The 26074-nt window shown below is 41.3% G+C and carries 36 protein-coding genes; 30 read left to right on the top strand and 6 right to left on the bottom strand.

The genetic code is table 11. The features are described 5' to 3' along the window. Nucleotides 1-14 precede the first annotated feature (14 nt). A complete protein-coding gene (glnA, locus tag MKY35_RS14380) occupies nt 15-1343 on the top strand; it encodes a type I glutamate--ammonia ligase (RefSeq protein WP_013310575.1) in 1329 nt (442 codons plus the stop codon). A gap of 105 nt (nt 1344-1448) precedes the next feature. On the opposite strand, the gene MKY35_RS14375 is transcribed toward glnA, so the two are convergent. Then, nucleotides 1449-2627, bottom strand: a complete 1179-nt coding sequence (locus MKY35_RS14375) for a site-specific integrase (protein WP_342444079.1) — start codon at nt 2625-2627, stop codon at nt 1449-1451. Nucleotides 2628-2771: 144 nt separating this feature from the next. Continuing rightward, nucleotides 2772-3554 (bottom strand): helix-turn-helix transcriptional regulator, encoded by a 783-nt coding sequence (locus MKY35_RS14370; RefSeq protein ID WP_342444078.1) that lies wholly within the window; start codon nt 3552-3554, stop codon nt 2772-2774. 200 nt (nt 3555-3754) lie between these two features. Between MKY35_RS14370 and MKY35_RS14365 the strand changes: the two genes are divergently transcribed. From MKY35_RS14365 to MKY35_RS14300, 14 genes are all read left to right on the top strand, one after another. After that, the gene (locus MKY35_RS14365) at nt 3755-3982 is read left to right on the top strand and encodes a helix-turn-helix transcriptional regulator (protein ID WP_342444077.1); all 228 of its coding nucleotides are present in this window, start codon (nt 3755-3757) and stop codon (nt 3980-3982) included. 14 nt (nt 3983-3996) lie between these two features. Then, the gene (locus MKY35_RS14360; RefSeq protein WP_342444076.1) at nt 3997-4314 is read left to right on the top strand and encodes a hypothetical protein; all 318 of its coding nucleotides are present in this window, start codon (nt 3997-3999) and stop codon (nt 4312-4314) included. Next, the gene (locus tag MKY35_RS14355; RefSeq protein WP_342444075.1) at nt 4305-5426 is read left to right on the top strand and encodes a ParB N-terminal domain-containing protein; all 1122 of its coding nucleotides are present in this window, start codon (nt 4305-4307) and stop codon (nt 5424-5426) included. The genes MKY35_RS14360 and MKY35_RS14355 overlap by 10 nt, the downstream gene beginning before the upstream one ends. Continuing rightward, a complete protein-coding gene (locus tag MKY35_RS14350) occupies nt 5423-5854 on the top strand; it encodes an ORF6C domain-containing protein (RefSeq protein WP_342444074.1) in 432 nt (143 codons plus the stop codon). Before MKY35_RS14355 ends, MKY35_RS14350 begins: the two co-directional genes overlap by 4 nt. A gap of 105 nt (nt 5855-5959) precedes the next feature. Beyond that, nucleotides 5960-6328, top strand: coding sequence for a hypothetical protein (locus tag MKY35_RS14345; protein WP_137078705.1), 369 nt, complete (start codon nt 5960-5962; stop codon nt 6326-6328). Continuing rightward, a complete protein-coding gene (locus MKY35_RS14340) occupies nt 6319-6723 on the top strand; it encodes a hypothetical protein (RefSeq protein ID WP_342444073.1) in 405 nt (134 codons plus the stop codon). Before MKY35_RS14345 ends, MKY35_RS14340 begins: the two co-directional genes overlap by 10 nt. Nucleotides 6724-6783: 60 nt before the next feature. Then, complete coding sequence (locus tag MKY35_RS14335) at nt 6784-7944, top strand: hypothetical protein (protein WP_342444072.1); 1161 nt, start codon at nt 6784-6786, stop codon at nt 7942-7944. 7 nt (nt 7945-7951) lie between these two features. Next, nucleotides 7952-8359 (top strand): hypothetical protein, encoded by a 408-nt coding sequence (locus MKY35_RS14330; RefSeq protein ID WP_342446652.1) that lies wholly within the window; start codon nt 7952-7954, stop codon nt 8357-8359. Nucleotides 8360-8386: 27 nt separating this feature from the next. After that, nucleotides 8387-9448 carry a replication protein gene (locus MKY35_RS14325; protein ID WP_342444071.1) on the top strand — a complete coding sequence of 354 codons (1062 nt, stop codon included), beginning with the start codon at nt 8387-8389 and terminating at the stop codon, nt 9446-9448. 6 nt (nt 9449-9454) lie between these two features. Further along, the gene (dnaI, locus tag MKY35_RS14320; protein ID WP_342444070.1) at nt 9455-10411 is read left to right on the top strand and encodes a primosomal protein DnaI; all 957 of its coding nucleotides are present in this window, start codon (nt 9455-9457) and stop codon (nt 10409-10411) included. A gap of 116 nt (nt 10412-10527) precedes the next feature. Continuing rightward, entirely contained in the window at nt 10528-11646 is a 1119-nt protein-coding gene (gene dnaN / locus MKY35_RS14315) for a DNA polymerase III subunit beta (RefSeq protein WP_342444069.1), read from the top strand. Between the two features lies 1 nt (nt 11647). Further along, on the top strand, nt 11648-12166 hold the full coding sequence (locus MKY35_RS14310; RefSeq protein ID WP_342444068.1) for a DUF1064 domain-containing protein: 519 nt from the start codon (nt 11648-11650) through the stop codon (nt 12164-12166). Next, entirely contained in the window at nt 12135-12431 is a 297-nt protein-coding gene (locus MKY35_RS14305; RefSeq protein ID WP_090738452.1) for a hypothetical protein, read from the top strand. Before MKY35_RS14310 ends, MKY35_RS14305 begins: the two co-directional genes overlap by 32 nt. Then, nucleotides 12428-12655 (top strand): hypothetical protein, encoded by a 228-nt coding sequence (locus tag MKY35_RS14300; protein ID WP_342444067.1) that lies wholly within the window; start codon nt 12428-12430, stop codon nt 12653-12655. Before MKY35_RS14305 ends, MKY35_RS14300 begins: the two co-directional genes overlap by 4 nt. Before the next feature lie 31 nt (nt 12656-12686). Here MKY35_RS14300 and MKY35_RS14295 read toward each other — a convergent pair whose 3' ends face one another. Beyond that, entirely contained in the window at nt 12687-12896 is a 210-nt protein-coding gene (locus tag MKY35_RS14295) for a helix-turn-helix transcriptional regulator (protein WP_342444066.1), read from the bottom strand. Between the two features lie 267 nt (nt 12897-13163). Here MKY35_RS14295 and MKY35_RS14290 point away from each other — a divergent pair, with 267 nt between their 5' ends. From MKY35_RS14290 to MKY35_RS14260, 7 genes are all read left to right on the top strand, one after another. After that, complete coding sequence (locus tag MKY35_RS14290) at nt 13164-13352, top strand: hypothetical protein (protein ID WP_342444065.1); 189 nt, start codon at nt 13164-13166, stop codon at nt 13350-13352. Next, nucleotides 13349-13531 (top strand): hypothetical protein, encoded by a 183-nt coding sequence (locus MKY35_RS14285; RefSeq protein ID WP_342446716.1) that lies wholly within the window; start codon nt 13349-13351, stop codon nt 13529-13531. The genes MKY35_RS14290 and MKY35_RS14285 overlap by 4 nt, the downstream gene beginning before the upstream one ends. Nucleotides 13532-13601: 70 nt before the next feature. Then, nucleotides 13602-14273, top strand: a complete 672-nt coding sequence (locus MKY35_RS14280) for an HNH endonuclease signature motif containing protein (protein WP_342444064.1) — start codon at nt 13602-13604, stop codon at nt 14271-14273. Between the two features lie 33 nt (nt 14274-14306). Then, nucleotides 14307-14507, top strand: coding sequence for a hypothetical protein (locus tag MKY35_RS14275; RefSeq protein ID WP_342444063.1), 201 nt, complete (start codon nt 14307-14309; stop codon nt 14505-14507). Nucleotides 14508-14557: 50 nt separating this feature from the next. Continuing rightward, nucleotides 14558-15370: a DNA adenine methylase gene (locus MKY35_RS14270; RefSeq protein ID WP_342444062.1), complete on the top strand. Its 813-nt coding sequence runs from the start codon at nt 14558-14560 to the stop codon at nt 15368-15370. Between the two features lie 239 nt (nt 15371-15609). After that, nucleotides 15610-15732, top strand: a complete 123-nt coding sequence (locus MKY35_RS14265; RefSeq protein WP_289306526.1) for a hypothetical protein — start codon at nt 15610-15612, stop codon at nt 15730-15732. 52 nt (nt 15733-15784) lie between these two features. Continuing rightward, complete coding sequence (locus MKY35_RS14260) at nt 15785-16087, top strand: hypothetical protein (RefSeq protein WP_342444061.1); 303 nt, start codon at nt 15785-15787, stop codon at nt 16085-16087. Nucleotides 16088-16344: 257 nt separating this feature from the next. Here MKY35_RS14260 and MKY35_RS14255 read toward each other — a convergent pair whose 3' ends face one another. Then, complete coding sequence (locus MKY35_RS14255; RefSeq protein ID WP_192442746.1) at nt 16345-16545, bottom strand: hypothetical protein; 201 nt, start codon at nt 16543-16545, stop codon at nt 16345-16347. 476 nt (nt 16546-17021) lie between these two features. On the opposite strand from MKY35_RS14255, the gene MKY35_RS14250 reads away from it, so the two are divergent. Next, nucleotides 17022-17213, top strand: coding sequence for a hypothetical protein (locus MKY35_RS14250; RefSeq protein WP_209942575.1), 192 nt, complete (start codon nt 17022-17024; stop codon nt 17211-17213). 529 nt (nt 17214-17742) lie between these two features. After that, nucleotides 17743-18384 (top strand): hypothetical protein, encoded by a 642-nt coding sequence (locus MKY35_RS14245; RefSeq protein WP_342444060.1) that lies wholly within the window; start codon nt 17743-17745, stop codon nt 18382-18384. Nucleotides 18385-18716: 332 nt separating this feature from the next. On the opposite strand, the gene MKY35_RS14240 is transcribed toward MKY35_RS14245, so the two are convergent. Continuing rightward, the gene (locus MKY35_RS14240; RefSeq protein WP_040102038.1) at nt 18717-19580 is read right to left on the bottom strand and encodes a LysR family transcriptional regulator; all 864 of its coding nucleotides are present in this window, start codon (nt 19578-19580) and stop codon (nt 18717-18719) included. 225 nt (nt 19581-19805) lie between these two features. Here MKY35_RS14240 and MKY35_RS14235 point away from each other — a divergent pair, with 225 nt between their 5' ends. Together MKY35_RS14235 and MKY35_RS14230 are read left to right on the top strand one after the other, a co-directional pair. Further along, entirely contained in the window at nt 19806-20168 is a 363-nt protein-coding gene (locus MKY35_RS14235; RefSeq protein ID WP_013308297.1) for a cupin domain-containing protein, read from the top strand. Nucleotides 20169-20433: 265 nt separating this feature from the next. Beyond that, entirely contained in the window at nt 20434-20697 is a 264-nt protein-coding gene (locus MKY35_RS14230; protein ID WP_342444059.1) for a hypothetical protein, read from the top strand. 83 nt (nt 20698-20780) lie between these two features. On the opposite strand, the gene MKY35_RS14225 is transcribed toward MKY35_RS14230, so the two are convergent. Continuing rightward, nucleotides 20781-21416, bottom strand: coding sequence for a TetR/AcrR family transcriptional regulator (locus tag MKY35_RS14225; protein ID WP_254349692.1), 636 nt, complete (start codon nt 21414-21416; stop codon nt 20781-20783). 161 nt (nt 21417-21577) lie between these two features. Here MKY35_RS14225 and MKY35_RS14220 point away from each other — a divergent pair, with 161 nt between their 5' ends. The 4 genes from MKY35_RS14220 to MKY35_RS14205 all read left to right on the top strand — a co-directional run bounded on the left by MKY35_RS14220 (nt 21578) and on the right by MKY35_RS14205 (nt 26063). Further along, nucleotides 21578-22603 carry an aldo/keto reductase gene (locus MKY35_RS14220; RefSeq protein ID WP_342444058.1) on the top strand — a complete coding sequence of 342 codons (1026 nt, stop codon included), beginning with the start codon at nt 21578-21580 and terminating at the stop codon, nt 22601-22603. 412 nt (nt 22604-23015) lie between these two features. Continuing rightward, on the top strand, nt 23016-24305 hold the full coding sequence (locus MKY35_RS14215) for a terminase small subunit (protein ID WP_342444057.1): 1290 nt from the start codon (nt 23016-23018) through the stop codon (nt 24303-24305). Further along, nucleotides 24241-25698, top strand: a complete 1458-nt coding sequence (locus MKY35_RS14210; protein WP_342444056.1) for a DEAD/DEAH box helicase family protein — start codon at nt 24241-24243, stop codon at nt 25696-25698. Before MKY35_RS14215 ends, MKY35_RS14210 begins: the two co-directional genes overlap by 65 nt. 107 nt (nt 25699-25805) lie before the next feature. Then, nucleotides 25806-26063, top strand: a complete 258-nt coding sequence (locus MKY35_RS14205) for a hypothetical protein (protein ID WP_342444055.1) — start codon at nt 25806-25808, stop codon at nt 26061-26063. Nucleotides 26064-26074: the final 11 nt, after the last annotated feature.

Here is a 26074-nt window from a genome sequence, read left to right as displayed (position 1 = left end):
AGGGAGAGGTTAGAGTGAGTTATAGCAGAGAAGATATCCTTCGGATTGCGAAAGAGGAAAATGTTCGTTTTATTCGTTTGCAATTCACAGATTTGCTGGGCACTATTAAAAACGTTGAAATTCCGGTTAGTCAACTGGAAAAGGCATTGGATAATAAAATGATGTTTGACGGATCTTCCATAGAAGGTTATGTGCGTATTGAAGAATCTGATATGTATTTATATCCGGATTTGGACACTTGGGTTGTATTCCCTTGGGTAACCTCGGATCGTGTAGCTCGTTTGATCTGCGATATTTACAAGCCGGATGGAGTCCCATTTGCAGGTGACCCACGGGGCATCTTGAAACGTGTACTTAAGGAAGCCGAAGAGCTGGGATACACTTCGATGAATGTCGGACCAGAGCCTGAATTCTTCTTGTTCAAAACGGATGAAAAAGGCGAGCCAACTACAGAACTGAATGACCAAGGCGGGTATTTTGACCTGGCTCCGATGGATCTGGGTGAAAACTGCCGTCGTGAAATTGTACTTAAGCTTGAAGAGATGGGCTTCGAAATTGAAGCATCCCATCATGAAGTTGCACCTGGTCAGCATGAGATTGACTTTAAATATGCAGACGCGATTAAAGCTGCGGACCAGATTCAAACGTTCAAGCTCGTTGTTAAGACGATTGCTCGTCAGCATGGTTTGCATGCTACCTTTATGCCAAAACCTTTGTTTGGTGTAAATGGCTCTGGTATGCACTGCAATCAATCGTTGTTTAAGGACAATGAAAACGTATTTTATGATGAAACGGACGAACTCGGATTAAGCCAGACGGCCCGCCACTATATGGCTGGTATTCTGAAACATGCACGTGCAATGGCAGCGATCACGAATCCAACAGTAAATTCCTACAAACGTCTCGTACCTGGTTATGAAGCGCCTTGTTATGTGGCTTGGTCTGCAAGCAATCGCAGTCCAATGATTCGGATTCCCGCGTCTCGTGGTCTGAGCACTCGCGTCGAAGTTCGTAACCCTGATCCGGCAGCGAATCCTTATTTGGCCTTGGCAGTGATGCTGAGAGCTGGTTTGGATGGGATCAAACGTCAGTTGGCTCTGCCAGCTCCGATTGATCGTAACATTTACGTGATGTCTGAAGAAGAGCGGATTGAAGAAGGCATTCCAAGTCTGCCTGCAGACTTGAAAGAAGCTTTGTCTGAACTTATTCGTAGCGAAGTTATCTCTGACGCACTGGGTGACCATGCATTGGCCTACTTCTATGAGCTTAAGGAAATTGAATGGGATATGTATCGCACACAAGTTCACCAGTGGGAACGCGATCAATATCTGACGCTGTATTAAAATACTCGAAGCCTTGGTATTGCTGCTTTTTGAGCATGCCAGGGCTTTTCCTTTTTAGTTTGAGGAAAGGTGGATTTTCTACTTTGACCGCGATTTTGACCGCGACTATTTAATTTGGGGATAGTTCATATAGGCGGCATAATTATCTATGCTACGCACCTCAATAAATTCAGTAATATGAGCATAAATGTCGGCAGTGACTTCAATAGAAGCGTGACCCAATCTTTCTTGGACTTCTTTCATACTAGCTCCTGATTCTAGCATCATAACAGCGTGAGTATGTCTGAGTCCATGGATTGTGATGCTCTTATCTATACCTGCGTTTTTGCATATCCTTTTAAAAGCGCGTTGCAAAGTTGATTTCGCGAATGGTAGCCCGTCACCCCGATTAAAAACTAATCCAAAATCATTCCTGTCGGCTTGATCTAGTTGCAACTCGTCTTCTTTTTGTTTTAGTATGTGGCTTTTCAATTCTCTTGATAAATTTTCCGTTATCAGAATTTTTCTGTTTGAAGCGTTTGTTTTTGGCGGAGAGAAAAAATTTTCATATTGCATTTCATCGTATACTAATGTTTTGTTGACTATAATCCTTTTTTCATCAATGTTAACATCAGCCCTTTGTAGAGCGAGAGCTTCCCCTTTCCTTAGACCAGTTTCAATCAGAGTTTTGAAAAAAATGTAGTATTTCCAATTATCCTTAAAAGCAGCATTCAAAAAATCAAATACCTCTTCTTTTGTAAGATATTTCAAAGTATCAGGTGATTTAAGTTTATTGATATTTGGATCAGGTATAGTAATTTTGGAACAAGGATTTTTTTTAATTATTTCTAATTCCACAGCTTTATACATAGCACTCAACATGGTTGTATGAATAATCTCAACAGTTCTTTTACTACGCTTTGAAATCATTTCATTAATAAAACTTTGATATTGAGCATTGGTTAATTTAGTGACTTTTTCGAATCCTAAGTTTGGAACTAGATGTTTTTTTATATTATTTTTATGTTGTTTATAAGTGTTATCCCTAACAGTCTTCCTCTTATATATTTCTAACCAGTCTTCAAGAAATGTACTAATTAAAATGTTTTTACTTTCATTTATCAAGGTTCCATCTTGTAATTGAACCTCTAATTCATCAGCGGCCAACTTAGCTTCGGGTTTTGAAGCAAATCCTCTGCGTGTTGTATTTGTCCTCTTCCCTGTTTGGGGATCGACTCCGGTATCAATTTTAAACATCCAGAGTGTTCCTTTTGTCTTTGTTTTGTATTTTTTAAATGATGCCATACTAAAACGCTCCTCTTAATGGATTGAAAAAATAACCATATATTCTTATTTTAAGAATATATGTTCGATTTTGTTTGTATAGGAAATAGCTTTTCAGCTATAAACCTAAAAAGTAGAAGGGAGTTTTTTGTCTAAGGTTAGAAATCATTTTTTGAGGTCTTTTTTCTCTTGGTCAATTAATGCTTCAGCATAACCTAAGATTCGTTGTTTCAGCTCATTTGTTATTAGCTTTCCGTTAAACTTAATTTCCGGTTGATTAAGGAACTTTTCTAAATCTTTGGTTTCTTTTAACGATATTTTCTTGGCAGCATCTTCAATTGAGTTTGAAGATTTCGATAAATTATGTCGTTTAGATATCTTTGTTAACTCATTTAAAATCCATTCTTTTTGTTCGAGATTTAGTTTTTCTAAAATAACTTCTTTCAGAATACCGAGGTTGCATACTAAATTAAAAGTATCTTGGGTGAGTTCGGTGAGAGTGTCAGGATCGTTTTCATATTCAATTAAACCATTCTTATATAATTCGTAAAAAGCGCTAGTTTCATCATTAATCTCAATTAAACCAAAAATTGTATACAATTCTTTATGAAGAAATGATAAAAAATTACCCTCTTCATCTACAAGCAAACGTGCTACCTGTTTAATTTTTTCGTCAAGGTAAAGATTGGAATTCTGATCATCAATCTTGATTAATACATCATCATCATCAACGTCGATGTGTCCAGCAATTATCATTAATTCATTAAAGGATATATCTAAAGCTGAAGAAATTTTCTTCAACGTATCAGGTTTTGGTACGTTTCGTTTACCCGTCTCAATTCTTGACAATTGAGCAATACTTATCCCCGATATCTTTGAAACATCCGTTAATGTTAGCCCCTTGCTATCACGTGCATGCTTAATCCAAATACCAAGTTCGTTTGACACTACAACTCCACCTTTTTTCTTATTGGTAACATAATAACATGGTTTTACCTAGAGGTAAATATTTAGTTAGGATTATTAAGGAAACAGATGAAATTAAGCGTATTAGCTAATTTTATACTAGAAAACGGCGATAAATAAATTTTACCAAAAAGAAAAACGATGGTATCATTTACCTGAAGGAAAAAGGAGGTGGCTTTTCAATGACCAATGCTTTAGGTGTGTACCTAAAAAAACGTAGAAAAAAGAAAGGTCTGAACCTAATTGAGTTGTCAGAACTATCGGGGATAAGTATTGCTCAAATTTCAAGAATTGAAACTGGAAAGAGAGGAACGCCTAAACCAGATACTATAAAAAAATTTTCATACGCGTTGGACTTAAGTTATGAAGATTTAATGGTAAGAGCTGGACATTTGGAAAAACAAAAATGAGAAGGAATGATTAGATGGAAACGACAATGACTGTTCATATTCCTGAGATTGATAAGTATGTACAGGAACTTGTAAAGAAGGCTTATGAGTTAGGAGTGGAAGAAGGGAGAAAAAAATACAATTTCCCCACACTGCTCACCAAAAATAACCTCAAAGAAATTTTACAAGTAGAGCTTTCGGCAGTGAACAAAATCGTAGATATTCCAACATTTCCGAAGTTCAAGCAAATCAGAGCAAGATATCCAAGAGATCATGTTTTCTCTTGGATCAACGAGAACTCTTCCACTCTTAAAGATAACTTATTAAAGAGAGGAGAAAAAACTTGCAAATAGATATAAACAAGATCAAAGTCAGTGACCGAATCCGAAAGGATTTTGGCGGGATAGAAGAACTGGCACAGGATATTAAGCAAAATGGACTTATTAACCCTATTGTAGTAACACCGGATTATCAGTTAATTGCTGGAGAGCGGCGACTGAGAGCGCATCAGTTCCTTGGTCGCTCAGAAGTGACGGTAAGAGTTATGGAAATCAAGGATTTTGAGCATCAACTTCAGCTTGAGATTTCCGAGAATGAACATCGTAAGGAGTTCACTTTTTCCGAGCGAGTAGAATGGGCGCGGCGACTTGAAGAAGTCGAACGTTTGAAGGCCAAAGAGCGTATGGCTGGAGGTACGGAAAATTTTCCTGACCAACCAACCGGACAAGTGCGGGACATTGTAGCGGATCAAGCAGGCTTTGGTTCCGGCAGGCAGTACGACAAAGCGAAGTTCATTGCGGAAAATGCTACTCCTGAAATCATTCAGCAGCTTGATGAAGGCTTGATTAGCACTCACAAAGCATTTGTAGAAACCAAAGCTCGGCTCGAAGCTGCTGTGCGTGAGGCAGAGGAAAGAGCAGAGCAGGCAGAGCGGGACAAGCTTGAGTTACAAAGACAGTACAAAGATGCCATTCCTGTAGATCAACTTGAGGATGCCGTATCTGCCGCTGTAGAACGTCATGAAGAAGAAACCACTGTGTTCATCCGGCAGAAGGAAAAAGAAGCCGAGGCCCAACTTAAGCAGCGGGACGAATATTGGAAAAACAAAATCAGTGAGGATTTAGAAAAAGAGCGTTTGAAAGTTGAACAATTGAAGAGTGGCTATCAGAGAACTAAAGAAGAGTTGGAAGCTCTTAAGCTTCAGCAGCCAGACGACTTCAACGAACAGGAGGCCGCTGCTCAAATGAAGAAGCTTCGCTTTGAAGCGGACAGCAACACGATCCAAGTGAGTATCCATGTGAAACAGTTTCTGCAAAAGGTTGGAATTACTTCTTTCATGTTGGGGGCAATAGGCAGTGCAAGTAGCTCTGAAAAGAAACGGTTGTCTGAAAGTTTGGATATGTTGGAAGCCTTCATTGAACAACTTCGTCCAGCCGTTAACGGTAGAAAGGTGGTAGAAAAATGAAACTAATTAATCCTAATCAGCAGCCAGATTTTTTGTCTGTAGTTGAAAAGCAAATGCAACTGACAGAAGCCCAAGGCATGGCAATTAGAGGCCTCGTAGACGGTATTAAGCAAATGCATTTGGATGTAACTGAAAAAGTGGAAGAAGTTCAGATGATGGTTCAAGAGGTTCGGGACAGTGTAACGCTGACGGATGCTGAATGCTATCAGTTACAGGATGCAGTAAGAATTAGGTCCATTACTCTCACAAAAGATCGTTACAAGGAGACAGATGGAAAATTTAACGAAACGGTCGGAAAATATCGCCGCATGATTTGGAGTAAGTTGAAAGTTTTGTTCTCAGTCGCGAAGTACAGTCACATCCGGCGCATTGATTTTGATGATTCCATTTACTTCGTTAAAGACTTTCGTCCAGAAGACTATATCTAAGGGGTGAATGATTATGACTCTACCGGAATTGGCTCGTATCTGGTTCGAAAACGAATTACAGCATGCCATTATCGTTCGTAATATACAACGCAAGAGCAAGTCAAAATGAGTAGCAAAATGCAAACCATTTACTCTATTCCTATTGTGGATGATGAAGGATTCAAATTTACATTGGATCAACCAGCAGACTCGCTTATAGCCGCTGTATTACTCATGCATCGTTGGTTGAATTGTCAACATTCGGTAGATATTGAGATGCTACAGCTGACAGAGCAGGATAAGAAAAAGCTTTCTCTTCAAAAGGAAAAAGAAATAACTGAACAAAAGCTTCGGGCCATTTATAAAACTCAATATGCTATTACAGATAGTCCATGGCCTAATCACGTTTGCATTCAGAAGATGAAGCCTTTGAGGGAACAAGAAAGGCGATTAAAAACTAGAATATCCGAACTTGAAGCGGAGATATGGAGCTGAGAGAGTTGGACTTGGACGAGCATAAACAATCTAGGGTGCTTAGAGCGCAATTACGTGAGTTATATGAGGACAGCATTGACGCTGTGAAATTTGGGCTACCTAATGACGAAATTCATGCTCAAATAGACTTACTAACTGCTCAATTAAGCAAGTTGGAGAAATTTAAAAACGAGGAATATGAAGGCCTAGAAGCTCCTAAACCATCGGGATACAAAATATCCGGTAAAGGGATAGGTATCTGCGAGCATTGCGGGAAAGAAGTCTTTGCAGGCCAAAAGTTTCCTAATCCAAAAGAAGAAGGACTTTTCTGTAATTACTATTGCCGTAAGTTATACCGCAAAAGAAAAGACAGAAAAGTCCAGAAGAACAATCGTGCTACCAACACGATCACTTAATAAACAATTCAACGGAAGTATAACACAAGATTTTGAAAATGAAAATAGGAGGCCTGTCTTGTGAGAGGAGACAAGGATTTTAGCATTTGGAATACAAGCATAGCTGTAAGAGGCGATAAAGAAATATCCCATCCTGTCTTTTTACGAATGTTAGACATGATGAGAAATAGAGGTTTTGTCATTGGATCTGATCCACGAATTGACCGTGATTATTCTATCCTTTCTAAGGATCACTTTGCTGGCAACAAGGGAGAACTTCTGTTTGTTGGTGAAAAATATAACTGTGGTGCAAAACTTGAATTCTATCAAGAAATTAATGTAGAGAACCCACACGGCGGTAGATATGACTTTAACAAATTTGAAAAGATGCCTTATCTACTCCAAAAGCGGTTTCTAGTTGAAGTCAGATATATGGAACAATTTTTACTGAAGGAAGGATTTACTTGTGACTCTGAACCAGTACTAAAAACGTCATACGCTAGGGTATTTCATAAGCTTAATTCGCCAAGCAGACACTGGAGTTCAGAAAATCTTCCTGATTATAACGCTCTCGATAAAGATGGGATACGGATAAATAACGGCGAAGTGAAATATTTCAGAGGCAGAAAAGGAACGTTGATGCGCGGGACCGTCTACCACAATATCAATAATATGTGGTGGGTCATAGTTAATAAAGACTACTATACCAACTTGGCAAGTTTCGAATTGTTTGACCTTGCTACAAAACCCGAAAACAGACTTAGAAAACTGACGAAGAAATCAGGTCATCACAACCCAAAATCCAGATTCATTCCTAGTGAGGCTAATTTAAAGGAGTGGAATACAGCAGCTAAAAAAGCTGGGAAAGACGGAAGGATTAAGCTAGCGAATAGCGTGCTGGATTACTTATATGAAATCAACTGGACCTCTCGTAAATTCCAGTTCTTTAAAAAAGATAATGGCCGACTTGGTCTGATGGAAACCGAAGGGAACCCATATTTCTTGGGGCACAGACTGGGTGAGAAAAAGTATGATCCACCTCGAATTATGTCTCTCTACACTCGTTCACTGGCTATGTCGAGTACAGAATCATCCTGGGTTAAAGGCTTACGGGATTATGTCACTGGCGGGAAACCAACTATTTCAAAATGGTTCTGCCGGGATGGAAATGGAGAAGGTGGACAAGCATACCTTTGGCCTGAGGTTAGAGAACGATTACTCCATATAGGAGCGCATGTATAAAAAAGGAGTGGCTGCATTGTCTGAACAAAAACAATATACGCTCGGAGAGCTTTATAGCCTTGCGGATCAATGCAGCCATGATTACCCTGCTACCCTGGCTCGTAAGATTGAATTGTTGACAGAAGTCCAGGTTATCTTGGGGCGTAAGGCTGCTGATGCCGTAAGAGAGTATAAGCGGATCTATGCTGAGAGAAAGCGTATTTATGCAGAAGCGTATATTGCGGCAGAGAATCTTAGGGAGCAGCGAGCGGAGTTGGCGGTAATCAAACTTCGCAACCAAGAAGCAGATGCAGAAGCTGATAAAGTCCGCTGGAATAATGCTGTAGAAAGTAATGACCAAGTAATTAACTCTTTAAAATATAGCCTCAAGGTTCTACTAGCGGAGTTTGGAAACAACGCCAGCGGGACTAGATAGTATTCAGAAAGTACCGGGGTGAGGTGAGTGGTAAGTCCCCAATTAAAAGACGGGTTCATAGGAATAGCCAACAGCATTTGGGATGAGATCATAAGCCGGAAGTTTACTGAGAGGCAGCAAAAGATATTAAAACTCATTTTGCGGCTTTCCTACGGATGCCAGAAGAAAAGTGCAACAATCCCTCTACTAACTAATTTTGAGCTGTGTGGTGTACGTATACAGGACGCTAAGAAGGAAATTACCTATCTGAAGCAGTGCAAAGTAATAGAGTGGGACGGTAAGCAAATCTATTCTTTAAATAAAAATTATGATGAATGGCGTGTAAGTCTTGTTAAAGAATGGAACGAGGAAAAATTCAAGGAACTTATTTCAATAAATCTTACCGTATATAAAGTTACGAAAAGTGTAAGTAAACAGGCGGGTGATGAAGTGGGAAGTTACGAAAAATGTAAGTCAGGAGTTACGAAAAGTGTAAGTGACGACTTACGAAAAGTGGAAGTCAAAGAGGATGAAAACCCTTGTGGGAGTAAGGATGAAGGCACTCCTAAAGACATGTTTAAAGACAATATTAAAGACAGTAGTTGTTGTTTAACGGCTGAGAATGAAATCAATTCCAAAGATGAGGGGATACCGTCTTCCCGGCAAGGTACCGTTCCTGCCACTTCTGAAACAGATACTGACTCTGAACAGAATGAAATATCATCTTCGGATATTGATTATCGGCAGGCTGTTACTGATAAATATCTTCGTCGTCGTGGGAAGGGCCTAGAGATAACGATTGCTGATGATCAAGCGATAGACGAGCTAATCAAGGAAGGCGTACCACTTCAAACTGTTTTAGATGGCATTGACCAGGCTTTTGATAATTTCAAACCCAAGCATAAGCGCGACGAGATACGGAGTCTGAGTTATTGTGCGACTATTATTTTCTCCTTACACGCCTTACGAGAAGATATTGGTAAGGGGGAGAGGACCGAAAGTGCTTTGACTTGTAAGCCTGAGTCACAAATAGATGTGCCACCAAGCGAATACACCGAGTCGGACATTCAAAGCATGCTTGCAAAACTGAGGGCTAAACAGGGAGGTTGATGCCATATGGAGAGCTTCGGTAAAGAACTAAAGGCATTAATACCCGCTGGTTTTGCTAAAAGACAGGCTGCGGCGCTTGAACATCTTGCAAACCACCCTGAGGTTCAGCGATTAAAGAATGAATTTCCTGAACAAACCGAGGATCTGACCGAACCAAAAAGATATAGAGATCTGTCACAGCATATATCCTATTGCGATAAATGCAGCGAGTGTCCGGGTTTACTGGATTGCCAGAACGAACAGAAGGGGCATACAAGCGTTGCAGAACCTAGCCCGATCAAAGGTGATGAACTGGTCTTTCGACTTCGAAAATGCCCATTGTTGGCTGCTTACGAAAGGGAACAAGGGATAGGTCAGAGGATCAAGAGTCACTACATCCCGGCTCACATCCTGAATGCCACCTTTGAAGACATTGAACCTGACCCGCAGCGGATATCTGCAATTGCGGCGGCAATAAACTTTTGTGATAAATTTGTACCAGGTGAAACAACAAAAGGTTTGTACTTTTACGGTCAAATGGGTGTAGGCAAAAGTCGTATTGTTGGAGCCATTGCCCAAGAGTTGGCTAAGCGTGACGTAAGCGTACTGATGGTCTATGTTCCTGATTTTCTACTGGAGGTCAAGGATGCAATTGGCTCAAAGACAGAGACTGTTGAAAGCAAACTTGATGCTTTGAGAACTGTTCCTGTGTTGATATTGGACGATATCGGGGCCGAGTCATTAACGACTTGGACAAGGGATGAAGTCCTGGGACCAATACTTCAGCGGCGGATGGAACGCCTAACGACGATCTACACATCGAATTTAACCATGAGTGAGCTGAAACAGCATTTGGTGAATGTGAAAGACAGCAAGCCGAGCGAACAGAAACAGAATGACAAAAAAGCGGCCCGGATCTTTGAGCGAATAGAACCATTTGTAAAGATACTGCCGGTGGGTGGTAGAAATAGACGGAGGGTTTAAGGGTATGTGTAGAACTTGCAGCGGCAGTAAGGTGGCATTTCAGTTCAAAGGCTCCATCGTAATGCTGGGACCTTGCCCGGAGTGCAATCCTAATGCGAAAAAGGAGATCAAACCTTATGAATATAGTAGTGGACAGTGCTCTATTAGCAGAGGCTTTGGAAGATGCCAGTAAGGCGATTTCAACAAAAGCAATAATCCCTATATTGAGTTGCTTTTTGATCGAGGCAACGGAGGACAGGGTAACCGTTACTGGTACCGATGACCGAGCAACTATCCAATCATTTGTCGAAGAAAACATAGACATCAAAGAGACTGGTTCGGCTGCTCTGCCCAAAGTTCTATTAGATATTCTCCAGAAGATCAATGGGAAAATAGAACTGCAAGTTAAAAATGGGAATCAAGTCACCATAAAGTCACGGAATAAGGAAATTGAGATTACTGGAATGCCTCCAGAAGAATATCCTGCTCCTCCAGAGATAAATGAAAATGAGTTTGTTGAAATTAAGGGAAAAGACTTAAAAAATCTGATCAAAAAGACAGTTTTCGCGGCAGATATAGACGGAAAGTCATTGCCTATCATTACAGGGGTAAACGTTATCCTTCAGACCGGGAAAATTCAAATGGTGGCAACGAACCGACACCGACTGGCCCGTGCTGAGAGAGAATTTGATATTGGAGATATCGGAACGGCAGTTATTGAAGCTAGAGGAATAATTGAGTTACAGAAGATCGTTAATGATAACGATGAAGTAGAATTCGGTTTTTCCAAGTCTTCTGGCGGAGAAGTGATATATGCGTTTGCACGAACAGAAAGATTTATATTTTATTCTCGTGTTCTAGAAGGTATTTACCCTGATACAACCCATGCTATGGCTATTAAAGCAGTTACCGAAATAACCGTGAACCGGAAAGAACTGATCGAATCATTAGAGCTTATTTTTACATTGGCGAAAGAAGAAAAAAATAACGCTGTCACATTCTCTGTTTCAGAAAGAGAAATTAACATTCGAGGTAAGGGTAAGGAAACGGGCAAGGCAACAGAAAGTATAACGCCAATTAGTTTCAACGGAGAAAATTTCAACCTGACGTTGAACGCAAAATATGTGTTGGATGCTTTGAAGGTCTTAGAAAATGATGTAATTACACTCGGGTACACAGGTTCTTTAAAGCCTCTCACTCTTCGGAGTGACGAGTCCAGTTTCTACATTGTTCTTCCTTATAGGGTGGCTGGATAAGATGAGTAAATATAATGCCAAAAAGGTCATTGTCACGGAGGACGGAACGTTATTTGAGGAATGGATTGTAAAAAGGTATGAACTAGATGTGATAGGTACTCTCTTTGATAGCAAAGCAGAGGGAGAGTATTGCCAAGAACTCCTTCGTCAGCGCAAGTATGGAGAAATCAAAGACTTCAAGTGCCACCCTGTATTTATACTACAGGAGAAACCAAAAGTGACCTACATTGCTGATTTTCTGGTCACTAATTTGGACGATACTCAGCGAGTAATAGATATCAAGGGTGTAGAGACATCGACATTCCGTGTCAAATTGAAATTATTCCAAGCAAAATATCCGACTTTACTTATTGATATACTCACTAAAAAACGAGGAGAATTCATTCCAATCAAGCAGTTCAAGAAAGAAAAAGCGGATCGGAAACGAGCTATCAATAAACTTTTAAAACAAGCAGAAGGAGAGAGGAAAAATGTCAGGACTAGCCGGAATGCAAGTAAAATTCACCGTATTAAAAAATGAGGATATCAATAAATACCTTGATGAACGTGAGAAAAGTGATCTATCTCGTATTTTGTGGAAGGTTCAGGAGCTGCGGCTTCTGGATGGAAAGCCTCCACTTAATACGTATCTGGTAGTTAACACAGACGAACCATATGCCACTGATATTGTTCGTATCATGCAAACTAATAACCATTGGGGGCCAATAAGTGACTCAAATCAAGCGGAGATGAAATTTGAGGGTAATGCGCTTATTCTTTCGGAAGCGGAGGAGGAGATAAAATGAAACACTCCCAAAATGAAATTGTACGTCCAGAAGTAACACGACGGATCATAGAATTGCTGGACAAACAAAATGAGAAAGGCCTCAAGAAGTATGGAACCACAATAGACCAGGTATCTGATACGGCCTATGACTGGAAGCTTATGGCGTTGGAGGAGGCAGCTGATTTAATTCAGTACCTCCAGAAAGAAGTTATACGGCTTGAAAGACTTCTTAATCCGATTTAGGCAAAACAAAAGGAGCATAGAGGGTTCTTAATTAATCCTCTTGCTCCTCAGCAATAAACAAATCTTCAATCGTAACATCTAACGCTTTAGCGATAGCAAATAAATGCCAGGCTTCATGGCGACTATTTTTATCAAATCTACTAATTGAACCTTGTGGAATTCCAGTCATTTCAGACAATTCCATTTGAATGATACCTTTCTTTTTTAACAAAGGTGTCAAATTCGGTTTCACTTTAAGCAATGCACTTCACCTCTCAGTCGAATTATACGATACCGAATATTTATTAGCAATATGCATTGACTCTATATTCGATATCGTATATTATTAGGTCAAGAATTGCAATTCGATATACGATATAGAATAATGGAAGTCCGCAGAATTGTGGAGATTATCAGGTGAGATTGATACAAGCAAAAAATCAACTCAGGAAACTTTTCCTACGCTCTACATTGTATCCGAACGAGCAACATTGTACTGGAACCAAAAAAACATATAGGAGGGGTGGATATGACGGAGCAAGAAGCGGATGAATTCACCACAGCATTATCCGAACGTTATGTGGAGATACAAAAATATAATTCTCATAACAACCAATTATTGAACGCTTGGAATGATGCCATTGATACCTTACCACCTGACATAAAGCATAATTTTGAAGAAAAATATAATCGCCTTACAAGGGAGAGTAGTTCGTGAAAATGCTCGACTTAAACAAGCTTGATGAAGAGCCTATTGAGGTACAGCAGGCTGTAGCCTTCTACGCATCACATACGATAAATAAAGTGCGCGTAACAACGTTAGAAAGATATAAGTATTATTCGATTTTAGAAGAAGCAGGACTGCTTGAACCTCTAAAATCCGTAGTGGAGCCGTAGTGATTTAGGCTCAAAATATAAGCATAAGCACAGGGAATACGAATTATCTGTTGGAAAGGTGGCGAGGGGAATGTCCCATCAAACATTTTGGAAGCCGGAGAAAAAGCCAAAGCAAAAGAAGGCTTACAGCAGCCTAGGACAACGGAAAAAAGATAAAAAACCTGTTCCTGAATGGAAGAAAGATATTCTCTCTCACCACCAGTCACGGCCTAATACCAAGGAGCGTGGAGAATTCCCGAAGGATGTAATTGCGAAACTGATTGCTGATTCAAACGGAATCTGTGAATGTTGCAAAGCCGCCGAAGCTACGACTACTCATCACGTTTATCCGCGTGGGAGAAAAGGGCGAGGAGTCAAGACAAACGGACTGCGGCTCTGCTGGCCTTGCCATGATCGGATACAAACAAATGAAGAACTCCTTCAATTTTGGATATCGGCATTCCGTGATAAATATGGCGATTACTTTTGGTTCGATGAACAGGATTGGGAAGAGCACAACCGTAAACTAGCGGCGCGGCAACGTGTGGAATTCGAGAAAAAAGAACGCTTGGAGAGCATAAAGCCAGTCGTTGAACTGATTACTTCAGCGACAGGGCGAACTTTGAAAGCTAAAGAAGTGCGTTTGCTAGAGTCTATGGATGATAAAGAAATGCTTGTTTTTACAAATATGATATCCGATGCCTTGAACAATTTCAGTAAACCATCTCCATCTTATGGCTATGGAGAACGATTCGAGGATTAAATATAGCCTCCCAAGGGCAGAGAGGACATAACAATGGGAAAAGTACCAAAGGATGTACAACGAGCTTGGAACGTAGTAGCCAATTATTTAAATAAGCAGGATGGGATTTCTTTTCACATAGACCCTTGGAACAAGTTAGAAAACGGCAAAGAAGAACGGAAATACACACTGAACAATGTTGCTGGTACTGTGAAAATTGTGTCATCAAACTCTTGGGACAAATCAAAAAAGTAGCCCATAGGGGATAAGAAGGAGGGAACAGCCCTCCATAAGGGGGATAGACAATGCAAGGAGTACGCAGCCCATTAATCTGGTTTGGCGGTAAGAGTAAATATGCACAGCACATCATAAGCAAGTTCCCCAGTCATAGAAAGTATGTTGAACCCTTTGGCGGCGCGGTTCATGTACTTGCTCAAAAGCCGAGAATAACCCATGAGGTATACAACGATATTGACGGACTGGTTGTTAATTTTCTGTTGGTGAACAGAACGGATCCTGAACGGCTTCGGCAAGCTTGTGAGTCGCTGCCATATAGTCGGCAGTTGTATGAACGGTGGAAACGTGAAGCGATGCCGGAGGATGAATTTGAAAGAGCTGTACGTTTCTTCTATCTGAATCGGTCAGCCATAGGCAAGGGGAATGCGGAAGAGGTTCCGCAAACAGGCTGGCGGCACAGTACAGTTTCTGGCCAAAGCCCGGCGAATGGATACCTTAGCGCCTGTAAGCTGCTGCCGGACTTCGCAGAGCGGATGAAAGGCGTAATGATCGAGCATACAGACTTTCGGACGATTATTGAGAAATACGATGATCCTCATACCCTGTTCTACGTGGATCCGCCTTACGTGGGCAGGGAGAAATATTACGCAGGCAGTTTCACAGAGCGTGACCATCGCGACCTGGCGGACTTGCTGCACAATGTACGTGGAAAAGTCGTCTTGTCATACTACGACGATCAGCTTGTAAAGGAGCTTTACCCCGACTTCACTCGAGATCCATTCGACGCACATAAGCAAGTGGTGGGTGGTTCCGGCGCAGATATCGACACAGAGGAAATGTTGTTAATGAACTTCGACAACCGTCAATTAACCCTATTTTAAGGGGGATACACCCCCTACTACCTATAAAGGAGAGATATACAGGTCATGTAAAGCATCCGGGGGATATGATCCCGAAACTAACCGCTTCATTTGTAAAGTGACCGGGGATGACTGTGTGTTTATGCGGCCCGATTCAGCAGCATGTGCGGAATTATACGGGGAAGGCCCAGACGCTGATGATGGAGAGGCATAACAGCCTCTTACCCTACCCAATACAAATATCAAAGGAGCGAATGAACATGTTTACAGAAACGAATGATCGTAAGTTGCTGCGTGAGATCGGCTATGAGGAAAGCCTGCTTGAAACCATGACGGATGAAGATTGTGAAGCAGAGGTACAAGAACTGCCGTACAACGCCTAAACAGGGGCCTTCTGGCCTCTTACCCTATCCCCCTAAAAGGAGACGATTATAAATGGAATTAGCAGTACAGTCGTGGGCGTTTAACCCCAATTTACGTTGGATGCGGGCGCGTATTTCCGGTAAAGACGAGGGCGGCGATGAAATAGATGTAACCGGGACTATAACTGACATTAAAGGAGATTATTTAGAGTTCGAGTTTATACGCGAAGGTCAAATAATACGAACTCATTTTTATCTGGAATATTTCCGCAAAGGATTAATCCTGGCTGTGTATGATCGACCGCCTGTAAAGGTTGAAATCCCTGATTCCTATCAAAGTAGTTCTGCTTCCCAAGGAGGCGGTAAAGGTGAATGAACGGACATATAAGCTACAAAAAGGCGATTAGGTTGTAACGCACGGTTGCTATGAGGCCCGTAAGGAGAAGTACAAGGATAAGGTATGGACAGTGAATCAGAGCCTTGGGACTTGTACGGTTCGAAGGTTGTGCAGCTTGAAGGGTACGTCGGAGGATTTGCTACGGAATATTTGAGGAGGGTTGAGGCATAGCAGCCTATACCCCCGTACTCTAAATCCCTTCATATTTATAAAACTACTTGCAACTACCAATTCAATTATAACTGAGAGAGGTATTCTATACCTTCTGTAATTATAAAAAATCCCAAAACGATAAATATAAAGTAAGCAAAAAAAGTTAGAGCTTTTAGTGTCGTTTTTGGGATTCTTTTTTTTGCTTCTGGATCACGAGTGATTATAAAAGCTCTGAATGCAGCATAAAGCGGAATACACATGAGAAGTACTGTTAAAAAGTCCATGTTTTTCTCCTAATTTTTTGAATTTAATTTTATCAGATTTAATTGAGGTTAACAATATGTTAAATGAAGTTGTTGACAATATGAGAGACGAAGTTTTAACTCAACACTTATGATGATTTAACCAATGCAGGGTGTCCTACACCCACTAAGGGAGGATATATAGATGCCAGATAAACCACGCTTAATAGATGCAGATAACATAATGTAGTGGAGATAATTAGCTGAGTGTTTAAAGTGGTAGGAACATAAACTTTAATGAATTTAATTAAACCTATTCCAATTTACCTATTTTAATGTTTATATCATTTTGTCAAGGGACAAATGACGTTATAAATGTATTTTATTATTTGGAATATATGGTACTATAGATATGGCGATACAACGGGGTGAGCTTAGATAGTCACCTCATAATGGATGGCCTAATGCGCACCTCGTTAGCTCGATACGTCGAAAAAATCTAACAAGAGGTGTATTAAATGAGAAACTACATTAAGTTCGGTATCATATCTTTTTTGATTGTCAGTTTGTTTGCTCTCGGAGTACATAACAATATGATTGTCGTTACTTCGGAACAATACTGGACAATTCTTGAGAAGTTGGTTGAGTTGGGAATGACTCTGATGATCGGTGAAGTTTTTCGCGGTTTTTTTGAGAGCCCCAGAACTTAAAGCTTTTGGGGCTAAGCCCCTTTCCCTACAACCTACAATTTTTTTATCTATTATATAAATGATTGAGTAGAAAAAAATTAAAATCGTTTAAAAAACCATAATTTCATATTGCTTAAAGAACTATAATTTAATATTGTTGATAATTGTCTACTAAGAGGAGACGTTTAGTAGCGTCTCAGAACCCCTAGTTTTCTCATTAATGCACCCGGCGTATCGATCGGGGGAATGTGTGATGGGCAGCATAATCCCCCGATATTAATTTATAGGAGAGTTCGGGGATGGGAATTTGGTTGAGCTGATAAAAAACGTTCAGTTTATAGATGAATGAATCAGGAGTCAATTTCATAATCCAAAACCCTGGAATATCTTTAAATTATGAGGCAAGTGAGCCATTAAACAACTGTGAGACGAAACTTTGATAGAATAAATAGCTGATTGCAGATTTTTAATCACTTTCATATAGCTATATTGTTATAAAAAATTGAAGAGTCATTTAATGTTAAATTACATTTTGAAGGGATGCATGTTTATGGGACTTGCTCAGTCTGTAATTTTAAGCGCCCAATCTGATAATGATTCTACCGAGACACAGAAAATAGTCCAAGTAAACTTTTTTGACGATGTAGATGCAGTAGATATAAGAAAAACAAAGTGGCTGCTAAACAAATACACTGATTTAATAGATGTAATAAAAAACTATGAACATTCATTGGAGCAGATTAAAAACGGAATGTCGGCTTATGACTTACTCTCAGCCGAAGGCTCTGTAGCAAAAAGGATAACAGGTCAAGAACTGATAGCAGACGTGACGGCAAATGCTGTTTTGCTCAAGGATCAGCGTCACATAAATTACAGGTTTTATCTCCTCATTACAAACAATATCCGTTTTGCAATCTCTAACATTAGAGATGTGCATGAAAGGCTTGCTGCTAAACTTTTGTTCCTAGATGGGATGAAGTATCTAAAAGCTCAACAGTACATGAGCAGAGAGTATAAAAAAGGGATTCATGGTATATCAGCTACGACATTCGCTGACAAAAGACGAAAGGTCATAGAAAATTTAGCGAAAAGTCTTAAAGTAAACCGAACATTGGATTTTGTGATCATCGACTATGGTCGGGGCCGAAACCAAGAAGGAGAAATTAGACTCAGGATGCCAGAAGTAATTTAGACCGTAAGGGCTTAAGCCTTTGCGGTCTTTATTGTAGGTGTCTAGTTCTAGACTGAAAAATAAAGTAATAGTCTTGACGATGCTTCATTAAGCTAACGGGCAGTTATCTTTAGTGACTTACCATAGTAATATATGGTTTATATGCATTATTCATTGTTTAAATCTGTTTGAATATAGCTGATGGATAATGAAATGGAATGAAGTAATGCATGAAGAAGATAGTATCATTGGGTTTATCAATCACTTCCATTGTGTAAGGTGAAAATTAAAGGGGATTCTGGGGCAAATCATTATATTTTCAAATATACTCTAAGTTGGCAAATAGCTACAGATCACAGATTGGTTATACCCACCAGCTCCATAAATCGAGAGAGAGCACTGGTCATGTACGAGTCACGACGCCTTATAAACACAGTGGGCACTGTTCTGTACGGTTCGGGTAATGGATGACAGTTAAGTCTTCCCTGCATCCGTGATTCAACCATAGATATTGGTAAGACAGTGACTCCTAACCCGTTTTCAACGCATTTAAGGACACCCTCTAGAGTGCCATATTCCATCACCTTCATAGGAGCATAGCCATTGTCCTCTAGCCATCGCTGCCAACGTCCCAAATAGATGCAATGCGCGAATGACGAAAGCAGTGGTTCATGTAAAATCGATTCTAATTGGAATGGTTCCGGAGAGTAGCTTGTAATCAAAACTAGAGATTCTTCAAAGACAGGGTATTCAACAATTTCCGGATGAAGAATTGGCCCATCCACAAATGCGCCGTCTACCTTATACTTGAGAATGGTACTAACCTGATCTACAGTAGGTGCCATATATAAGCTTAATTCTACTTGTGGAAATTTCTTGTGATATTGTGTAAAAATCAATGGCAATCGTGTAGAAGCAGTTGACTCCATAGCTCCAATGCGCAAAGTTCCCCGCGGGGCAGAAGAAAGCTTAACTGCCTCAATCGCTTCCTCGAAATCGTAAAGCAACTTGTTTACATGCGGCAACAGTTCACGTCCTGCAGGCGTTAAGGATACCTTCTTATGATATCGATATAACAGAGGAACGCCCAACTCTTGCTCAAGACGTTGTATTCGTGCAGTAACGTTGGACTGTACATAATTCAATTTCTCAGCAGCTTTTGTAATGCTTTGTTCAATTGCTACTGCCTTAAACACCTCCAAAGATCTAATGTCCAAAACAACTCTCTCCTTTTTGCATCACAAAATGTGATTAACTATACACCATTTTTTAATTTTACGTGATGCATCGCAGTATGTAAACTTAGTGAATAAGAGGGATTTACACCAAAACCAAGTGATTGAGTACCTCGTTATCTGATCATGAGGAGGTGAATGGGGAAAAAGGAGTTTCTAGCCGGGGCAAAATGCAGCACACGTTACCAATAATGAGGAGGGAATTTCATGATTTCGAAGGTCAATGTACAAGATAAATTTTTGCAAATAATTGATTATTGGAATCCCAGAATAGGCGGGGAGCTGAACGATTCATACGTAAAAATGGCAAAGATCAAGGGTGAATTCATTTGGCATCACCATGATCACGAGGACGAAATGTTCTTCGTATGGAAAGGGAGACTACTAATCCGTTTGAGAGATGGTGAAATAGCTGTTAACGAAGGGGAGTTTGTTATTATACCTAAAGGAGTTGAACATCAGCCAATTGCTGAAGAAGAGGTCCATTTACTATTAATCGAACCAAAAACTACTCTAAATACGGGGAATGTGGTGAATGAACGAACCGTTTCGATTCCTCAACGAATTTGATGAAACGCTCATCAGTGAAATAATTATACTGATTTGATTCGATCCTTAGCTAATGACTCAACTAACGTTAGTTGAATGGAACAGCGACAGTCTAGGACTTTAATTTCTCGTCCTTGGTTGTCGCTGTTTCAATTTCTAGGCTCAGTCTAATACTTTATTTTCTGCTGACAGTAGGAACTATGTAAATCCGTAGTAGGTACATAGTAGAAAAGATTTACACTTTATTCAGGAACAAATCAAACCCATAAACAGGAGGACATTAATCATGTCTACACAACCGCGTTTTGCATTTTTGGATTCAGAAGGTATTTTGCACCTTCATGACGAGGCACACGCTGCTCAGCATGGAAAGCACGTACAAACTCCGCTGATTGACGATGAGAGCGGCTTCCCGATTGTAGAGGGCCAAGGCGTTGTTACTATGCTCGTGAGGACAAGGCTTACGTTAAGGGCAACAAGTCTGACGGTCAACTCATCTCTACGCCGCCAGTTCTCAAACAGCTCGCAGCAGAGCTCCTGTAATTTTTGAATGTGGTGGCGGAAGAGAGACGCACTTTGTCGGGGTGGTACTGAGACGGTAAATGACTACCCCAATCACTATCGTTACAATTTTTACGTCATTTCGATCCGCGATTTTTTGCTGTCAGAACTCCAAAAATGATGGGAGAGACAGGGGGAATTACGGATAAACCGAGTCAGCATCAAGGCAATTTCGTCCGGGGAGAGTGTTCGACCGGTCATGAACCAATGCTGAATCAATCCGAACTGACCAGAACCTAAATATGCGATGATATAACCGGCGGGCTGAACGGACCAACTAGAATCGGGTTGATCCTGCTTCAGATTTTCGTACAAACGGGTTCCGACCAGGTACTGCAGCCGCTCTCTGAATTCGACGGGAGCCGAGGAATGAAAGACAGCCCTAAAAATAGAAGCATGACGATGCATATATCGAAAGGCTTCAGCGATAGCCGGGAAAGGAGATTTCTCATCCGAATGCTTCATCAGATCTCCCAGCCGAATGGGCTCGAATATTTCAAGCAAGCCCCGCATCCACTCGGTTTGTTCGACTAGGTCGAAAATATCTTTGTAATGCAAATAAAAGGTGCCGCGGTTAATGCCGGCTTTTTGCGCCAGATTTTTAACGGTTAACTCCTTGATCCCTTGATTGCTCAAGATGTCCGTCAGCGCCTGCTCGATGAGCTTACGGCTTCGGACTGCTCGCAGATCCGTACTTCTCTCCATCATCCGTACTCCTTTCGATAGCTAAACATCATGGACAGTGTTCTTTTCGTGTTTTTTATTGAACAATTCGCCTAGATTGTTGATTGTTCTGAATGATTGGCCTTATTATAATGAATTCCATGAACCTTATCAACACCTGTTCATTAAAAAGGAGATGGATATTCATGCAATATCGGGATTTCGTGCGCACGGGCGTTAGGGTGAGTCAATATGCCCTGGGAGGGGGCGTATTTGGATCACTCGCCGGTGAAGAAGAGGGGATCCGAATCATTCAGAAGGCGCTGGATGCCGGCATCAATCTGATCGATACTTCCAACCGTTATGGGGACGGAGAATCGGAGAGAATCATCGGTGAAGCGATCAAGGGTAGACGGGACGAGGTAATCCTGGCAACGAAATTTGGGGCTGAGCCGAATGGCGGGCGAAATCAAGGCGGTGCTTCCCGCCGCTGGGTTCGGCAAGCGGTCGAACAAAGCTTGCAGCGGTTGCAAACGGATTATATCGATCTATATCAGCTGCATCGCCCATTTGGGGACGTTGCTTTCGAAGAAATTCTGGGCGTGCTGAGCGATCTGGTCCAAGAAGGCAAGATCCATTATATCGGCACTTCCAATCACCAGGCTTGGCAGCTAGCAGATGCACAGGCAGTGAGCGAACGTCGTTATTTGCAGCGGTTTGTTAGCGAGCAATCTCCGTACTCGATTCTTAACCGAAGCATCGAGATGGATATTGCTGAAGTCGCTCGGCACCACGATCTCGCTTTGTTGACTTACAGCCCGCTGGCAGGCGGGCTGCTGACGGGCAAGTATGCGTCCGGTCGGGCAGCGGACAGTGGGGCGCGCGCGGCGCTTTTAAAAGGGCCTGTTGCCCGCATGCTCGATCCGGAATTGCCGGAAAATGCGCAAAAGTTTGCGGTCATTAATCAGCTGCAGCAAGTTGCAGATCAGGCGGGTATGACGCTGGCGCATATGGCTGTCGCGTTTGCCAGGAGCCATCCAGCCGTCACTTCAATCATCGTGGGGCCGCGCACATCGGAACAATTGAGTCAATATTTAACCGGAGCTGATTTGACGCTTAGCCCCGATCTGCTTGACGCCATAGATGTGATCGTTCCTCCTGGAAGAAAAACGGACGACCAGGATGCTGCTTGGACGCCGGAATGGCTGGATGCTTCTCGGCGCAGGCGCTAAATATATGATCTGATCGAGCAGAGCCAGGCGAACACCGGGTGCTGCAAATGTAGTGAAGAATGGTTAAATGGGCAGCAAAAACAAGGGTACTTGTAAGATGACAAGAACAACCTTTTTAATGCCATATTGATGTGGCTTTTTGTATTCTAACGATAGCTTATCAATTACCTAAAATAGCATAACTGGGGATGGAGAGAGCGGATGGCAATTATGTTAGACGACACTCAGTTATTAGTTCCATTTAGGATATATGCATGTAAACGCATGGATAAACCGCAGTAACAACTAATCAAAACAATCATATATTGAATCTATAGAATAAGAGGCCAATGAATTTGCGGCTTCTTATTTCTTGTTCAGGAAACTTTTCCTTAGCTTTAGATACATTATCAAAAGGGGTGAATAGAAAAATATGGGACGAAAGAGAGATCCGAAACGGGACGAAGCATTCGATTTATACAAAGCCAGTTCCGGCAACATACGTCTCACAGATATAGCCTCTCAACTTAGTGTATCTGAAGGTACGGTAAGAGGATGGAAGGCTAAAGATAAGTGGGAGAGTTTGATTGCTGGAGAAGCAAAACATACGGAGCGTTCCGACGGGAATAAAACTGATCAAAAGAAGGAACCTCCAAATGAAGATGAAGAAACAACATCATATTCGGATGAGCTTTTTCTAAAAGCCGTTCAAATTGTAGCCGAGGCCAAACAAGCCTCGGTTTCTTTATTGCAGCGAAGAATGAGGATAGGTTATAGCAGAGCAGCCAGACTGATTGATGAAATGGAGCGGCGCAAACTTATCGGTACATATAAGGGTGATAAGCCAAGAGAAGTATATGCTACCCCACTTACAGTTGATGCGCTCTCTAAAGAACTAAAAGTTGCTACTCCAGAAATACGGAACGCTCCGAAAAAAGTATCGGAACGTTCCGGTAATATGGAACGTTCCAAAAAAGCACAGAGCGTTCCAATTGTTGTTGAAGAACTGGAACCTGAAATTCCCGATGCGGATGGTTTAACGCCTAAGCAAAGGATATTCACTTATGAATACCTTCGAGACTTCAACGCTACTAGGTCAGCCATTGCGGCGGGGTACAGCAAGAAAACTGCCTACCAGATTGGTTTCGCTCTGTTGAAGAAAGTTGAAATTCAAAACATTATTCGACAGCATAAGGAATCCATGATCGACGAGGTAGGCTTGAATGCTCAACGCGTGCTGATGGAGTACATGAAAATTGCTTTTGCAGACATAACGGACTACGTGGAGTTCGGTCAAAAGGAAGAGGATGTTCTTGGCTTGGAAGGAGACCCCGTGTTTGATCCTGACACTGGAGAAACGAAGAAGTACAGATACAACTATGTCTCTTTTAAGAACTGTGATGAAATTGATGGAACTCTGGTTTCAGAAGTCAAGCAGGGCAAGGATGGCGTAAGTGTTAAACTACACGATAAAACTAAGGCATTGGATGTGCTGACTAAATACATGGATCTGCTTCCAGACAAACATAAACGAATGGTTGAAGACGAAAAACTTAAGATGCAGCGTGAGAAACTTGAACTTGAAAGAGCAAAAGTCACGGGAGAAGGAAATACAGAAGACGATCTAATTGACGATTGGGTAGAGGCGGTGGTAGGTGATGAAGCAGAAGGACTCGCCGGAGACGAAACGGAGGCTTCAAGCATTCAAGATACGGATTCCTGAGTACCGTAAGAATCCTATATTGTTCTGTCAAGAAATGCTTAAGTTCTTTCCTGATGATTGGCAGGCAAGCACTCTAATGGATTTAGCTAATAATCCGCGCGTTTCAGTACGTTCAGGTCAGGGCGTAGGAAAAACTGGGCTGGAAGCTGCAACAGCCCTTTGGTTTCTGTCATGTTTCCCTTATCCAAAAGTGATTTGTACAGCTCCTACAAGGCAGCAACTACATGATGTGTTGTGGGCTGAGATTAATAAATGGCAATCTAAGAGCCCGGTATTGAAACGAATCCTTAAGTGGACAAAGACTAAAATATACATGAAGAACTATGAGGAACGCTGGTTCGCTACAGCTCGTACAGCTACCAAGCCCGAGAATATGCAAGGCTTCCATGAGGACTATATGCTCTTTATCGTGGATGAGGCATCGGGTGTTGCTGACCCAATCATGGAGGCTATTTTAGGTACTCTATCGGGTGAGTTCAATAAAATATTGATGTGCGGCAACCCGACAAAAACGTCGGGTGTTTTTTATGATTCGCACAATAAGGATAGAGCAGATTATAAAACACGCAAGGTGTCATGCTTAGACAGCCCGAGAACCAGCAAGGATAATATCGCCATGCTCAAGCGTAAGTATGGTGAAGGCAGCGATGTATGGAGGGTCCGGGTTGAAGGTGAATTTCCCCGTGGAGAATCGGATACATTTATTTCGCTGGAAGTAGCTGAATTTGCAGCTAAAGAAGTGAAATTGGAACCTACTGGAGATATGCTAACCATAGGCGTTGACGTTGCACGATTTGGTGATGATGAAACCTCAATGTTTGCTGGTATAGGGCCAAGAGTTGTAGGGGAACACCATCATTTCAAGAAAGACACAATGGTTACTGCTGGTTGGGTGATTAACCTAGCTAAAGAGTTGCATGTTGCTCATCCATATTTGAACCGAATTAGAATAAGAGTCGATGATAGCGGCGTTGGCGGAGGAGTAACGGATCGACTAAATGAAATCGTAGCTGAAGAAGGGCTACCATATGAAATCATTCCAATTAACAATGGTTCTTCTTCATTAGATGAGCACTATGGAAACCTAGTTACTGAAATGTGGGCCTCTATTAAGGATCAATTGGAACAGAATATGAGTAATTTCATTAATGGAGATGTGAGCGTTCTTCAATTGCCTGATGACGATGTTCTTATAACCCAACTTACAGCACGTAAATGGAACATGACCAGCAAGGGTAAAATGCTGCTTGAAAGTAAGAAGGATATGAAAAAGCGTGGGCTCAAGTCACCAGACCGAGCTGACGCTTTTGTTTTGACATTTGGAGAATATTTAATGGAACCGGCTACACATATTATGCTTCCTTTAATAGGCAGTGTGGGAGTAAGAAGGTAAATTGGAAAATTCGTTTTGTTAGGTACGGTTATCGGGTTTATTCATATAGAGAACATCAGTCCACCAATGCGATCAGTAAGTAGACAGTGGTAATCGCCACATACAACGTGGACAAGGAAGCAGAGATGGCTGCTAAGGATCGGTTGCTCGATATGGCAATGAGTAAACTTTCCAGCATTCAGCGTGAGGTTATTCAACGGAGCTACTTAGATGATGAAGGGGAATTTGATTATATCAGTTGTGGGGAGATGGAGATTAGCGAGAGCACATTTGCAAGGGTTAAAACAGACGCTATATCTATTCTTGCCGCAGCCCTACGCTTACAGGTTTTTTATACTAAATTGAATACAGCGGTAATCGGATAAAATAGAAAGGG

The sequence above is a fragment of the Paenibacillus sp. FSL L8-0638 genome (genome assembly GCF_038593075.1).
Lineage (GTDB): Bacteria > Bacillota > Bacilli > Paenibacillales > Paenibacillaceae > Paenibacillus > Paenibacillus polymyxa_D.
This window is presented reverse-complemented; position numbering and strand designations above follow the sequence as displayed.